Origin of the sequence: Amycolatopsis sp. NPDC049159, from assembly GCF_040648295.1 — a bacterium.
Taxonomy (GTDB): domain Bacteria; phylum Actinomycetota; class Actinomycetes; order Mycobacteriales; family Pseudonocardiaceae; genus Amycolatopsis; species Amycolatopsis pretoriensis_A.
Genome location: NZ_JBEZDL010000032.1, coordinates 74,157 through 88,148 on the forward strand (window position 1 = coordinate 74,157; position 13,992 = coordinate 88,148).

At 73.0% G+C, this 13,992-nt stretch carries 11 protein-coding genes; 6 read left to right on the forward strand and 5 right to left on the reverse strand.

What is annotated here, in order from left to right; all coding sequences use genetic code 11:
• Window positions 1-80: 80 nt before the first annotated feature.
• Entirely contained in the window at window positions 81-3,338 is a 3,258-nt protein-coding gene (locus AB0B33_RS41670; RefSeq protein ID WP_360782329.1) for a BTAD domain-containing putative transcriptional regulator, read from the reverse strand.
• A 174-nt stretch (window positions 3,339-3,512) separates the two neighbouring features.
• On the opposite strand from AB0B33_RS41670, the gene AB0B33_RS41675 reads away from it, so the two are divergent.
• From AB0B33_RS41675 to AB0B33_RS41690, 4 genes are read left to right on the forward strand one after another with little or no spacing between them, the layout of a single operon-like run.
• On the forward strand, window positions 3,513-3,773 hold the full coding sequence (locus tag AB0B33_RS41675; protein ID WP_247018598.1) for a WXG100 family type VII secretion target: 261 nt from the start codon (window positions 3,513-3,515) through the stop codon (window positions 3,771-3,773).
• Window positions 3,770-4,027, forward strand: coding sequence for a hypothetical protein (locus AB0B33_RS41680; protein ID WP_247018600.1), 258 nt, complete (start codon window positions 3,770-3,772; stop codon window positions 4,025-4,027). Before AB0B33_RS41675 ends, AB0B33_RS41680 begins: the two co-directional genes overlap by 4 nt.
• A 46-nt stretch (window positions 4,028-4,073) precedes the next feature.
• A complete protein-coding gene (locus tag AB0B33_RS41685) occupies window positions 4,074-4,676 on the forward strand; it encodes a response regulator transcription factor (protein ID WP_247018602.1) in 603 nt (200 codons plus the stop codon).
• Between the two features lie 27 nt (window positions 4,677-4,703).
• A complete protein-coding gene (locus AB0B33_RS41690; RefSeq protein WP_360782332.1) occupies window positions 4,704-6,029 on the forward strand; it encodes an amidase family protein in 1,326 nt (441 codons plus the stop codon).
• 66 nt (window positions 6,030-6,095) lie between these two features.
• Here AB0B33_RS41690 and AB0B33_RS41695 read toward each other — a convergent pair whose 3' ends face one another.
• The 4 genes from AB0B33_RS41695 to AB0B33_RS41710 form a co-directional block, all read right to left on the reverse strand.
• A complete protein-coding gene (locus tag AB0B33_RS41695; RefSeq protein ID WP_360782334.1) occupies window positions 6,096-7,280 on the reverse strand; it encodes a cell division protein DivIVA in 1,185 nt (394 codons plus the stop codon).
• A 116-nt stretch (window positions 7,281-7,396) separates the two neighbouring features.
• On the reverse strand, window positions 7,397-9,391 hold the full coding sequence (locus tag AB0B33_RS41700) for an SDR family oxidoreductase (protein WP_247018611.1): 1,995 nt from the start codon (window positions 9,389-9,391) through the stop codon (window positions 7,397-7,399).
• Between the two features lie 100 nt (window positions 9,392-9,491).
• A complete protein-coding gene (locus AB0B33_RS41705) occupies window positions 9,492-10,160 on the reverse strand; it encodes a class F sortase (protein ID WP_360782363.1) in 669 nt (222 codons plus the stop codon).
• Window positions 10,161-10,464: 304 nt separating this feature from the next.
• A complete protein-coding gene (locus AB0B33_RS41710) occupies window positions 10,465-11,898 on the reverse strand; it encodes a hypothetical protein (RefSeq protein ID WP_360782336.1) in 1,434 nt (477 codons plus the stop codon).
• Between the two features lie 321 nt (window positions 11,899-12,219).
• On the opposite strand from AB0B33_RS41710, the gene AB0B33_RS41715 reads away from it, so the two are divergent.
• Window positions 12,220-13,053: a Bax inhibitor-1/YccA family protein gene (locus AB0B33_RS41715; protein WP_360782338.1), complete on the forward strand. Its 834-nt coding sequence runs from the start codon at window positions 12,220-12,222 to the stop codon at window positions 13,051-13,053.
• A gap of 167 nt (window positions 13,054-13,220) precedes the next feature.
• A complete protein-coding gene (locus AB0B33_RS41720; RefSeq protein WP_247018616.1) occupies window positions 13,221-13,967 on the forward strand; it encodes a hypothetical protein in 747 nt (248 codons plus the stop codon).
• Window positions 13,968-13,992 lie beyond the last annotated feature (25 nt).

Sequence of the window (13,992 nt, forward strand, 5' to 3'; positions counted from 1 at the left end):
CGGTAACGACTACACCGGTGACCTTACTGACGTGGCAACCCCCACCCGGGTTGCGCTCGACCCGAAGCGGTGCCGTGCGGTCACTCGCCGGCGGCGGCTCGCTGGCGGACCGCGTGGGCGCGCCTGATGCCGAAGGGCTGCATGCGGGCCTCCGCGCGGCGGACGTCCCACACCGCGCCCATACCCGTGTACGCCGTCAGCGCGGTCCGGAACGCCGTTCGCGCCTCGTCCAGCCGGTCCGACTCGGCCAGCAGGATCGCCGCGTCCTCCGTCGCCTTCGCCTGCTTGAGCAGCCGACCGGCCGCCCGGTAGTGGCCGGCGGCGGTGAGCACCGGCTCGGGGTCGCCGGCCACCAGGCCGCGGCAGTGCGCGGCCGCCGCCGCGTGGGCCGGCGGGACGTCACCCTCGACGTCGAGCAGGCGCAACGCCTGGTGGGCGCGCTGCCCCTCGCCGAGGCGCAGGGCGAGCCGGACCAGGTCCGGGAGCCACTGGTGGCGGGCCGCCGGCGGGTAGTTCTCCTCCAGCAGCGGCAGCAACGCGGCCAGCGCCGCCTCCGGGCGGTCGTCCTGCTCGGCCAGCAACGCCCGCGCCGCGAGCAGGAAGTCGCCGCCGTCGGGCTCCAGGCCCGGGGGCCACTGGCGCCGGTCGGCCGCTTCGAGGTGCGTCCTGGCCCGGCCCGGGTCGCCGCGGTGGCCGGCGATCAGCGCGCCGACCCCGTGCACCAGCAGCGCCGAGCCGGGGCTGCGCAGCACGTACGACGCCGTTTCCGCGCCGTCGCGGATCACCGCGTCCAGCTCGTCGAGGGCCTCGGGCCAGCGGCCCAGCCAGTAGTAGTGCACCGCGCCGGCCAGGTGCATCTCGCCCGGCACCGCGCGGGTCGCGGCGATCCGGCGGGCGGCGTCGAGCGGCTCCGCGGCCTCCTCGAGGCTGTCGAGCTTCGGCACGGACAGCGCCGCGTCGTCCAGCGGGTGCAGCCCGGCGGGCGCCAGCGCGGTTTCCTCGCCGAGCCGCTCCAGCGTGGCCAGCAGCGACTCGTGCCGCCCGCGCCACATCTCCGGGACGTCGGTGTCGTCGAGGGTCCGCTTCAGCTCGGCGGTCGCCTCGGCGAAGTCGCCGCGCCGGTAGTAGACGTAGGCGAGGATCCAGCGCATCTCCGCCGCGCGCCTGCTGTCGGCCGTCCGCGCCACGACCGACCGCGCCTCGGCCTCGGGCTCCCGGCCGAGCCAGAACAGCAGCCGGGCCAGGGTCGCGGTCAGTGTCTCGCGCGCCTCCGGCGGCAGCGTGCCCTGCGTGACGGCGTGGCGCAGCAGGTCCACGGCGATCCGCGGGGTCTCGGTGGCGACCGTCCCGATGTGGTCCAGCAGCCACGTCGTCACCCACGGGTCGACCTGCGCGGGCGCGGCGGCGAGCTGTTCGGCGACGCGGACCGCGGGCGCCCCCGCGGCGGCGAACGCCTCGGCCAGCTGCCGGTGCAGCGCCACGCGCATCGCCGCCGGTGTCTTTTCGTAGAGCACCCGGCGCACCAGCGGGTGCCGGAACGCCAGCCGGTCGCCCGACTCGACGAGCACCCCGGACGCGATCGCCTCGTCGACCGCGCCGACCAGCGCCGTCGGCGGCCGTTCGGTGGCGACGGCGATGTCCGACAGCGAGAACTCGCGGCCCAGCATCGCGGCCCAGCGCAGGGTGTCGCGCGTGCCGCTGGAGAGGAAGCTCAGGTACAGCGTGATCCGCGACCCCAGCGGCGCCGGGATGGTCTGGCACGAGTTGCCGTCCAGGTGCGCGTGGACGCCGTCGAGCACGATCATCGACTGCGCCAGCAGCGTCTCGACGATTTCCCTGGTGTAGCGCGGGTTTCCGGCGCCGTAGGAGACGAGCAGCCCCAAGCCGGGGCCGGGCGGCGCCCCGACCAGCTCGGTGGCCAGCTCCCGGGCCGCGCTTTCGGTCAGCGGCGGCAGCGTCAGGACCGTCGTGTCATCGTTGTCAAGCTCGGCTCGCAGCTCGTCGAGCGCGGCCGGGCGTGGCACCGGGCGGCAGGCGCCGACGAGCAGCAGCGGCAGCTGCCGCGTCTCCCGGCTGAGGTACCGCCAGACGCCGAGGGTGGCGTCGTCGGCCCAGTGCAGGTCGTCGACCACGAGCACCAGCGGCGCCTCCGCGCACAGCTCGCGGACCAGCGCGAGCAGGCCGTCGACCGGATCTTCGCCGGGGTGCTCGGCGAGCCGGGCGGCGAGGACGGCCCGGTGCCCGGCGGCGCCCGCGTGCACGCCCAGCGCGTCGAGCAACGGCCGCAGGGCGAACCGCTGGTCGAGCGAGTCGGCGGCGGCGAAGGCGGGCTGGAGGTCTTCGGCCATGGCGAGCACTTCGGCCAGCAGTGCCGTCCGGCCGCTGCCCGGCTCGCCTTCGAGCCACACCGACCGGCCGATCCCCGCTTCGAGCCCGTCGACGGCTTCGCGCAGCCGGGCCAGCTCGGCTTCCCGGCCGAGGAAGAGGTCGGCGCGCTCGGGCATCGCCGCGACCGGGAGCCGCGTCGGGCGCGGCGGTGGCGTGGGCTTCGGTTCCGGCGCGGGCGCGGGCTTTTCCCGCAGCTGGTCGTAGAGCCGCCGCAGCGCCGGGCCGGGCTCGGTGCCGGACGACTCGACGAGCCGGTCGCGGACGTCGGTGTAGACGGCGATCGCTTCGGTCCGCCGGTCGGCGCGGACCAGCGCCCGCATGAGGAGCCCGCGCAGCGTTTCGCGGAACGGGTGCTCACGGGTCAGCGCGGTCAGCTCGGCGACGAGCTCGGCGTGCCCGCCCGACTCCAGGACGACCTCGGCCCGCCGCTCGACCGTCGCGAGCCGCACCTCGGTCAGCCGCGCGCGCTGGGCGGCGGCGAACGGCCCGGGCAGGCCGGACAGCGGGACGCCGTGCCAGAGCGCGAGCGCTTCCTCGAGGTCCTCGCGCGCGCCGCGGAGGTCACCGGCCGACTGCTTGCGCTGCGCCTGTTCGCGCAGGGCTTCGAACCGGTGGACGTCGATCGCGCCGGCGTCGAGGCGCAGGGAGTAGCCGGACCCGATCGACGCGAGCAGCTGCGGGCCTTCGCCCTTGGCGCGGCCGGGCTCGAGCGCCCGCCGCAGGCCGGAGACGTAGGTGTAGATGGAACCCTGCGCGCTCTGCGGCGGCGCTTCGCCCCAGACGGCGTCGATCAGCTCCTCGCGCGAGACCGTGCGGCTCGGGTTCATCGCCAGGGCGGCGAGGACCGTCCGCCGGTGCGCGGAGCCGAGGTCGAGCTCCACTTCGCCGTGCCACGCCTTGACCGGGCCGAGCAGCTGGAGTCTCGGTGCGGAGCCGTCCGCAGCCGACATCGGTCTCCCTTCGTGCGCTGACGAAACGTCACGCGCCGGATGCCTGACGTGAGCATACGCGGCCGTCGTGAACCGGCAGGCAATGATGGCGGACATTCGGGCAACGGCCGGGAGCGGGGGTTCCGCCGGTGCGCGGGGTTTGCCACCCTCGGGACGCCCGAGAGGAGTTCCCGCATGGCCACAGCGGCGCCGACGGACGAGATGCAGCGGGCGGCCGCCCGCTTCGCGCACACCATCGAAGCGGCCCGCTCCCGGCTTCGCGACGTCAACAGCGAGATGGCGGAGGTGCAGGCGTCGTGGCGGGGCGAGGACGCGGTGCGCTTCGGCCAGGCCATGAGCGACTGGGAGCAGGAGTACGACGTGATCCTCTCGCGGCTGGCCCGGCTGCTCGAGACGACGGGCGGCGGCCCGGTGCCGCGGCAGCGCGTGCCGTGACGCGCCAGGAGCTCGAGTTCAGCTACGCCGGTCTGGTGCTCGACCGGATGGGGGCGATCACCGGCGAGCTCGGCGAGCTGCTCGCCGAGCTGGAGACCGACGTCGAGCCGGAGCTGGCGGGCTGGACCGCGGCGGCTCAGGAGGAGTACCGGCGGGCCAAGCGCGAGTGGGCGCGCGCGGCCGAGCGGATGCCGGGCTGCCTGGAACGGGCGCGCACGGCGGTCGGGGGACTGGAGACGTCTTCACGCGCGTGAAGACGGAATAGGGAAGGCGTGAAGGCGCGCCCGCCACACTGCGTCCATGAAGCCCGTGGAAGTGACCGTCCTCGCCTCGGACCCGATCACGCACGCCGGCGCCGAGAGCCTGCTGGAGTCCCATCCGGACATCCGGGTGACCGACCTGGTCCCGGACGTCCTGCTGGTGATGGAGGAGCACGTCACCGAGGCCGTGCTGGGCGAGATCCGCGCGGCCAAGGCGTCCCACGTGGTCCTGGTCGTCGAGCACTTCCGCGAGAGCGACCTGATGTCGGTGCTGGAGTGCGGGGTCGTGGCGATCCTGCCGCGGCGCGAAACGGGCGGCGCCGAGCTGGTGACGGCGGTGCTCGCGGCGGGCGACGGCACGGCCAACCTGCCGCCGCGGCTGCAGGGGGCGCTGCTCTCGCAGGTCCAGCGGATGCGCAAGGACGTGCTGGAGCCGAACGGGCTGACGCTGTCCGGGCTCGCCGCGCGCGAGTGCGACGTCCTGCGGCTGGTCGCCGAGGGTTTCGGGACCGAGGAGATCGCGGCGAAGCTGTGCTACTCCGAGCGGACGGTGAAGAACGTCCTCTACGGCCTGATGACCCGCTGCGGCCTCAACAACCGCGCCCACGCCGTCGCTTACGCGCTGCGAGCGGGAGCCATCTGAGCCGTTCCGTGGGCTAGGGTCGCGATCATGGTGCTGACGGCAGTGGAGATCGCGGCCTCCGTCCGGGCCGGGACCCTCGACCCGGTGCAGGTGACCCGGGAAGCGCTGGACCGGATCGGCGCGGCCGACGGCGTCGTCGGTGCCTTCCGGCGGGTGCGCGCCGAAGAGGCGCTGAAGGAAGCCGCGGAGGTCGCCGCGCGGCCCGATCTCGCGTCGCTGCCGCTGGCCGGGGTGCCCGTCGCCGTCAAGGACGTCACGGAGATCGAGGGCGAGTTCGCTTCGCACGGTTCGCCGGCCGGCCCGTCTTCACCGGCCACCGCGGACGGCTTGGTCGCGACGCGGCTGCGGGCCGCGGGCGCGGTGCTCGTCGGGCTGACGCGCGTGCCGGAGCTGTGCATCTGGCCGATGAGCGACACCCCGGACGGCATCGCCCGCAACCCGTGGGACCCGACGTACGCCTCGGGCGGCTCGTCCGGCGGCAGCGCGGCGGCGGTGGCGGCCGGCCTGGTCCCGCTGGCCCACGGCACCGACGGCATGGGCTCGGTCCGCCTGCCGGCCGCGATGTGCGGGCTGGTCGGCCTGAAGCCGGGCGCCGACCGGCTGGCCGAGGGCGGCTGGTTCGGCATGTCGGTGCACGGCCCGCTGGCCACGACGGTCGCGGACACGGCGGTGCTGTTCTCGGTCCTGGCCGCGGACCCGTCGCTGGCCTCGGTGCCGACGCCCGAGCCGGTCCGGATCGGCATGTCCACGACGGTGCCCCTGCTGCACACGCCGGTCCCGAAGGAGCTGGTGGCGGCGGTCTCGACCGCGGCGGGCCACTTGTCCGCAGCGGGCCACACGCTGTCCACGGCGGCCCCGCGCTACCCGGCGACGATGGTCCTGGGCATGACGGCCCGCTGGCTGGCCGGCCCGGCCGTCCAGGCGGAGGGCTTCTCGTTCTCCGGGCTGCAGCGGCGGACGCGCGCGCACGTCCGCGCGGGACGGCTGATCCAGCGTGCGGGGCTGATCCGCGAGCGGACGCGGGAGCTGTGGCTGGCGCGGGCCTCGGAGTTCTTCGACGGCCACGACGTGCTGATGACGCCGACGTTGTCGCACTGGCCGGTGAAGGCGGGCCGCTGGCACGAGAAGCGGTGGCTGACGAACGTGCTGCCGTCGACGCGCTTGGCCGGCTTCACGGGCCAGTGGAACTTCGCGGGCTACCCGGCGATCACGGTCCCGGTGGGGCGCTCGGTCGTTTCGGGCCTGCCGACGTCGGTCCAGCTGGTGACCCGCCCGGGCGGCGAGTCCCTGCTGCTGGGCCTGGCGGCCCAGCTGGAGTCGGCCAACCCCTGGCCCCGCACCGCCCGCAAGTAAAGCGCCCCAACGCCACGTTGGGTGCGTCAGACGCACCCAACGCCGCATCGGGGCGCTTGGGGGTGTCTAGGAGCCGGGCTTGCTCGCGGTCGGGGAAAGCGGCTTGGCGGCGTTCCCGTTGCCGTTGGCCGGCTTCGTGGCCGGGCCGTTCGAGTTCGCCGGGGCGTTGCCCGGCTTCGCCGCGGGTGCCGGCTTTGCCTGCTGCGGCGCGGGCTTCGCGGCCTGAGCCGGCTTCGGCGCCACCGCGGGCTTCGCGGGGATCTGCGGCTGCACCACCGGGACGACCGGGGCCGACGGCGTGGTCGCCGATTCCGTGTCGCCGCCCACCAGCTTCGACGCCTGGGGGATCACCGCTTCCTCCGGCAGCGTCGCGAGCTGCGTCTCGCTGCGGTTGAGGATGTCCTCCGCCATCGCCAGGCTCTTGCGGGCCTGCTCGCGGATCTCCGCCAGCCGCTCGACCTTGCGGTTCGCCACCGTCGTGCGCTGGGCGGCCTGGGTGGTCGCCTCGTCGAGGCGGCGCTTGGCCTCCGCCGTGGCCTCGTCGAGCCGTCGCTTGGCCTCCGCCGTCGCCTCGGCGATCCGGCGCTCGGCCTGGTTCTTGCTCGCCGTGCGCTGGTCGGCGATGTGCTTGTCCAGCGCCGTCTTCTGCGCGGACTGGGAGGCGTCGAACTCGCGCTCGATCTTCCGCCGCTTCCGCTCCGCCTCGTTGTCGAGCAGCTCGCGCCGCTGGGCCGCCTCGACGGTCAGCCGCTGCACCTCGGCGCGCGTCTCCGCCAGCGCGTTCTCGTGCTCGGAGTGCAGCAGGTCGGCCTGCTTGTCCAGCTCCGCGACCAGCTTCGTGTACCGCTCACGCAGCTTCGTCGACGCCTCGGTCGAGCCCGCCCACGTCTTCTCCGCGGCGGCCTCGGCGCGCTTGACGATCTCGTCCGCGCGCGCCTGCGCGAGCGTCACCGTGCGTTGCATCCGCTCGTCGAGGTCCTCGAGCCGCTCCGGCGGTTTCTTGAGCTCCTCGACGCGCGCTTCGAGCGAAGCGACCTGCTGCCGGGCGGATTCCGCCTCCCTGGCCGCGCTCGCGGCCTGCGCCACGGCGGCGTCGCGTTCGCTGAGCACCCGGCGCAGCTGCGCCTCGACGTGGTCGAGGTATTGGCGGACTTCGTTGCGGTCGAAGCCGTGCCAGGCCTGGGTGTACTCACGACGGAGGGGGAGGAGGCCGTTGAGGGCGGTTGCGGCGGGGTCGCGCTCAGGAACCATGCGCCCGACCGTACCTGGGCACGGACCGCTTACGCCCTTCGGCTTAACAAATCACCAACACGTGTCGTGGTCCGGGCGGCGCGTCGCCGGAACGGCCGCACCCCGGAAACGCTGCGTCACCAGTGAAACCCGCGCGACAGCCGGGCTAGCGCCATCGCCGCGCGGGAAAGGTGTTTCTCGCCACGGCCGATCTTCAACCCGCCCGAACCACCCGCCGCGGCCGAGTCCGGGAAGATCCGGAAACCCTGGTACGCGACGGCGTCGGTGAGGCCCGGCGTGAGCGTGTACGCCAGCCCGATCGCCTGCCCGGCGGGCGTGCCGATGTGCTTGGGCCGCTCGACGAGCGCCTTCAGCACCATGTCCGCGGCCTGTTCCGGCGACTTCGTCGGGAACGCGTCGTAGATCTTCGTCGGGCGGATCATCGGCGTGCGCACCAGCGGCATGTGGATGGTGGTGAAGGTGATCCCGTCGCCGTGCGTCTCGGTGGCGGCGATCCGCGAGAAGTAGTCCAGCGCCGCCTTCGAAGCCGCGTACGCCGAGAAGCGCGGCGCGATGCCCTGCACGCCGATCGACGACACGTTGACGATGTGCCCGAACTTGCGCTCCGACATGTGCGGCAGCACCGCGAGGATCAGCCGGACGGCGCCGAAGTAGTTGATCGCCATCGCGCGCTCGTAGTCGTGCATCCGGTCGTAGGACAGCTTGATCGACCGGCGGATCGACCGGCCGGCGTTGTTGACCAGCATGTCGATCCGGCCGTGCTCGGCCAGCATCGCGTCGACGGCCTTGCGCACCGAGTCCTCGTCGGTCAGGTCGGCCGGGTACACCGACGCCGTGCCGCCGGCGGCGACGATCTCGTCGCGGACCTCCTCGAGTTCGTGCTGGCGCCGGGCGACGAGCAGCGGCACGCCACCCGCCGCGGCGACCTTCAGCGCCGTCGCGCGCCCGATGCCCGACGACGCGCCGGTGATGATCACGCGGCGGCCGTCCAGCTCGCCGCGCGGGCCGTGCTGGCGCGCGCGGAACGGGTCGAGGTGCTCGCGCCAGTAGCGCCACAGCGTCGGCGCGTACTCCGCCAGCCGGGGGACCTCGACGTTGCCGGCCAGTGCCTTGCGCGTCTCGGCCGAGGAGAACACCGACGGGAACGCCATGGTGTCCAGCAGCACCGGCGGGATGCCGAAGCGCTCCATGACGGCGTCGCGGGCGATGGTGACGCCGGGGATGTGCTCGGTCAGCTTGACCAGTCCGACGATCCGCTTGGAGAGGCCTTCGCCCAGCTGGACGGAGATCGTCGGCGCGCCCGCGGCCCGCGCGAAGGCGTTGTAAACGGACACGACCGGCTGCGGCTCGGGGTTGACCAGGTGGAAGGCGCGGCCGTCGAGCCCGGGCTTGACCACGAGTTCCAGCAGTGCCTTGGCGACGTAGTCGACCGGCACGATGTTGGTGTCGCCGAGGTCGGGGCCGACGATCGGCAGCACGTCGGGCAGCCCGGCGAGCCGGTTGATCGCGGGGAAGAGGTAGTAGGGGCCGTCGATCTTGTCCATTTCGCCGGTTTCGGAGTGCCCGACGACGACCGCGGGCCGGTACACCCGCCACGGCACCTCGGTCTGCTCGCGGACGATCTTCTCGGCCTCGAACTTCGTCCGGTGGTACGGCGTGATCAGCCGCTGCCCGGCGTCGAACATCTCCTCGGTGAAGACGCCTTCGTGGTCACCCGCGACGGCGACCGACGAGACGTGGTGCAGGCAGCCGGCGCGCAGGTCGGCGGCGAGGTCGACGACGCTGCGCGTGCCGTCCACATTGGCCTTGACGCTGGCCTCGTCGTCGGCGGTGAGGTCGTAGAGCGCGGCGAGGTGGACGACGTGGTCGACGTGCCCGCGCAGCTCCTCGCGGTCCGCTTCGGACACGCCGAGCAGCGGCTCCCCGAGATCCCCGGTCACCAGCGTGACGCGGTCGGAGTGCGGCCACTGGTCGACGAGCGCGGCCAGCTTGGCCTTGCTCGACGCGCGGACCAGCAGCGCGATGCGGTCGTCGTCGGGGCGGGAGAGCAGCAGCCGGGTGAACTGGCGCCCGATCAGTCCGGTCGCCCCGGTCACCAAGAACGTCGCCATCGTCTTCACACCTCTCGCTCCACGCCCTGACCCTGGGCATTCTGCTGCATCGGGGTGTTCGTGACCACCGTGGCGCGACGTGAAGTTACTCACGGGTAACTTATGCGGGCTCCGCGATGACGATGCGGTTCTCTTCGTAGCCGTCCGAACCGCCGACCCAGCGGCCGCCACAGGTCGCGAGCACCACGCGGTGCGGGCCCGACTGGCCGAAGAGGTCGTCGGCCTGCGCGGGCAGGTCGTTCTTGTGGACGGTGAGCAGCTGGGAGATGCGGTAGCGCCAGGTCTTCCCGGCGTTGTCCACGATGGTCACCTCGGCGCCGATCCGGGCGTTCCACAGCTCGGCGAACGGCCCGGTGGCGCCCCGCCAGTTGACGTGCCCGGCGAAGACGCTGGCACCGCCGGCCGCGTCGAGCTCGGCGCCCCACCAGGTCGCCTGGCCGAGGTTGTCGGGGACGGGCAGTTCACCGCCGGGACCGAGGTCCTTGCGCACGAGGGTGGCGGTACCGCCGGCGGGGAGCCGCACGGTGCCGGGTCGCTGCGGAGCCGGCGGCGCGGTGGACGGCTGCGCGGCCGGGGCGGCGGGGGTGCTCGTCGGCGGTGGCGGTGGGGGTGTCGGGGTCAGGGTGGCCGGGCGGGCGGCTGGGGCTGCGGCGCCGGCGGCGGGCAGCGCGGTCCCGGCCACGACGGTCTTCGGCGGTGAGGCGACCACGGAGGACCCCAGTTGCAGGCCGACGACGGTCGCGGCCCCGAGCGCGAACCCGACGAGCAGCCGCCCTCGACGCGGCTTCGACCGACCCGGGTACCGGTGGTCGCCGGGTTGCGGGTCGTAGGTGGCCCAGTCGGTGCCCTGAGGTTGCGAACCGTCGGCGGCCGTCCAGCTGGTTGCCAGGTGCTGCAGCTCGCGGTCGTCGGCCAAGCCGGTGCCCTGCTGCTGCGAAGCATCGCCGCCCGCGGTCCAGTCGGTGCCCCGGTGCCGCTGCTCCTCACCAGCCGCCCAGCCCACTCCCTGGTGCCACTCCTCGATGAACCAGCTCTCGCCCCGCCAGCGCTCGCCGGCGTCGTTCGCCACGCCGTTACCTCCGCGAAGCGCGCCGTGCCGCGAAGCCCGCCAGGCCGGCGCCCAGCAGCACCAGCAAGCCGATCCCCGCCAGGCCCAGCCCCGAATAGCTCGTCTCGACCGTCCCCCGCATCATCGCGACCGGGGCGTCGCCGGCCGGGATCGCGCGCGGGACCTCGTTCGGCTTGTTCGACACCGTCAGCGCCAGCGTCTCGCCCGGTTTCACCGTGCCGCACGCCGACGGCGGGTTGCCCGGGTCGTAAGCGTTCGTGTACCCCGGCGGCGGGCTCGCCTCCACCACGCAGATCTCCTGCGGTGCCCGGAGGTTCTCGACCGTCACCCCGCCGGTCGCGCCGTCGGTCGTGACGACCGCGGGCTTGCCGTCGGCGCCCGTCAGGGGCTTGCCGTCCGCACCGAGGGCCGCGGACGTCTTGTCCGCGCCCGTGATCCGCAGGACCGCGCCGCCGACGCCCTTGCCCGTGTTCGCGTCCGTCTTCGTCACCTGCACCTTGCCGGGCTTCGCGACTTCGACGACGCCCTGCGCGGTCAGCTCCTGCTCGCCGCCGGTGGAGACGACGCGCTGCGCCGCCGTGTCGACCGGCAGCCGGACGTAGGGCCGGGCGGCCGGCGCGGACAGCGACGCCACCAGCTTCGGCCGCTCGCCCGTCGGGGTCAGCTTCACCTTCACCGTGCCGTCGGGGCCGGTCTTCAGCGTGACGTCCTTCGCGGCGGCCTGCGGGCTCGAGTTGCCCGCCGGGTCCCCAGCCGGTTCGCCGAGGGTGCCGGCCGTCGCCGTCAGCTTCACCGCGACGTCCGGGACGCCCTTGCCCTTGGCGTTCTTCACGGTCGCGGTCCACTCGGCCGGTTCACCGAGGTGCTGGTCGCCCTTCGGCGCGGTCACCGACGCCGTCCACGGCCCGCGGTTGGTCTCGGCGTCGGTCCGCAACCGCTTGACGGCGTCGGCGGAGTCCTTGCTCATCGCCTTCAGGTACCCGTCCTCGTCGTAGGCGATCTCGTCCGCGGGCAGGTTCGGGTCGCGGTCGGTGGAGGTGCGTGACGGCGCGGTCCACGAGTGCAGCAGGTGCGCGAGCGCGGTCGCCTCGTCGGGGTTCTTCGTGCCGCCGTAGCGCAGCAGCAGGTACGAGATGTTCGCCGCCACGTCCGCGGGCAGCTTCGTGCCCCACTTCGTCAGCAGTTCGTCGCCGGGTTTGTACGGCTCGTCGGTGTTCGGCGCGCGGAGCCGGAAGCTCACGCAGAACACCTGCTCCCCGCCGACGACGTACGACCCCAGCCAGACCGGGCGCGGCGCCGGGTCGGCGCCGACCCGGTGGCCGATGCCCTCCTGGCTCGCGGCCGACGCCGCGGTCGCGGAGAGCGCGCCGAGCAGCGTCGCGGCGAACAGGGCGATGAGCACGCGGATGCCCGCGCGCGGGCGTGTCGACCACCTCATGGTGTGCAGGCTCCTTCGTCGGCCGCGCGGCGACGGCTCACAGCGTCTCCGCAGGTCACACGATTGATCAACTCCCCGACGCGCGTACGGTGAACGACCGGGCACGCCAGGTGAGCGTCGCGCCGAGGGGGCCCGGCTGTCTACCGCCCTTCGAGTGGCGGTCGCCGAACGGTCGTGATCGTGGTCGCATAACGTGTCCGCCGTGGCCAGGGGGCCGCCGTCGAGTAAAGTCGTCTTTACTCGACGGGAACCGCACGTCCCCGGCGGTCGTTGAACCCGATGCAGCGTCGATCCACAAAGCAGCAGATCCAGGAGGATCAGGTGCGTTCCAGTAGCAACCCGGCGTTCCGCAACCTGCCCCACGGCGGAACCCAGACTTACGGGCAGTACGGCCCCCCGGTGGGCTTCAACCAACCCCAGGGCGGCGTGCCCGGGTACGGCCCCGGCCAGGCCGCCTCCGGCGAGGGCGACCGCCCGATGACCGTCGACGACGTCGTCGTCAAGACCGGCATGAGCCTCGGCGTCGCGCTGCTCGTCGGGATCGTCACCGCGATCTGGGCCCAGAACACGCTGGCCGAGACCGGCCGGCTGTCCGGCCCGCTCCTCGGCGCGATGCTCGGCGGCCTGGTCGTCGGGCTCGTGATCTCCCTGGTGATTATTTTCCGCCAGAAGCCGAGCGGTCCGCTGACCCTCGTCTACTCCGCCGCCGAAGGCCTGTTCCTCGGTGCGCTGAGCGGTGTCTTCGAGGTCGTCTACCCGGGCATCGCGCTGCAGGCGATCATCGGCACCGCGGGTGTCTTCATCGGCATGCTGGTGGTCTACAAGACCGGCGCGGTGAAGGTGACGCCGAAGCTGACGAAGTGGATCGTCGGCGCCGTCGTCGGGGTCGCGATCCTGATGCTGTTCAACCTGATCAGTGCGCTGGTCTTCGGCTTCAACCCGCTGCGCGACGGCGGCCCGCTCGCCATCATCTTCAGCATCGTCTGCATCGGCATCGCGGCGTTCAGCTTCCTGCTCGACTTCGACCAGGCCGACCGGATGATCCGCGAGGGCATGCCGTCGAAGTGGGCCTGGTACACCGCGTTCGGCCTGATGACCACGCTGGTCTGGCTGTACCTGGAGATCCTCCGGCTGCTGTCCTACCTTCGTGAGTAACCCTGGCTCATAGCTTCCGAATGACTACACAGTGAAGGCGCTCCGTAATCAACGGGGCGCCTTTTCTGTGGGTAATTCGTGCATTCGGGGACCCCGCTGCGGATCCCGCTCACCCTGCGTGTTTGATGTGCCGGTCGGTTCTTCATTTCACATGTGTGAGGTTCACAGTGAGCGTTCCCCCTCCGGCCCCCGGGGGCCAGCAGCCGGTGGGTCAGCCCGATCCCTACGGACCGCCTCCCGGCGGTCAGCCGCAGCAGCAGTACGGCCAGCCCGGCACGCCGCCGCACGGCCAGCCGCAGGGGCAGCCCGGCCAGTACGGCCCGCCGCCGGGGCAGTTCCCGCCCGGGCAGTTCCCGCCCGGCCAGGGCTTCCCGCCCGCGCCGCCGGTGCCGAAGAAGTCGAAGGCCGGCACGTTCATCAAGTTCGGCATCGTCGGCGTCGTCGTGATCGTCGCCGTCGTCGTGGGGATCGTTTCGTTCGCGAACTCGCCCGCCAGCTCCGCCGCCGGTGACTGCCTCACGATCACCGAGTTCACCCGGGGCGGGGACGACCCGGCGAAGGCCGACTGCAACGACCCGAAGGCCAACGTCAAGATCGCCGCCAAGCTCGACAGCGCGTCCGACCAGTGCCCCGGCGGGTCCGACGCCGGCTACGACACCTACTCGGTCAGCGGCCGCAGCTCGTACAAGCTGTGCCTGATGATCAACGCGAAGCAGGGCGACTGCCTCGCGAACTTCACGTCGCAGACCAAGGGCTACCTGAAGGTGCCCTGCACCGACCCCACCAAGGACGGCGAACTGGTGAAGGTCGTCTCGGGTCAGGCGGACAAGGGTCTCTGCGAGGGCACGGAGGCCACGCGCGTGGCCGTCTACCCGTCGCCGGCGACGACGATGTGCGTCAAGACGAACGAATAGCCCGCCGGTCACCGCGGCTCGTCCC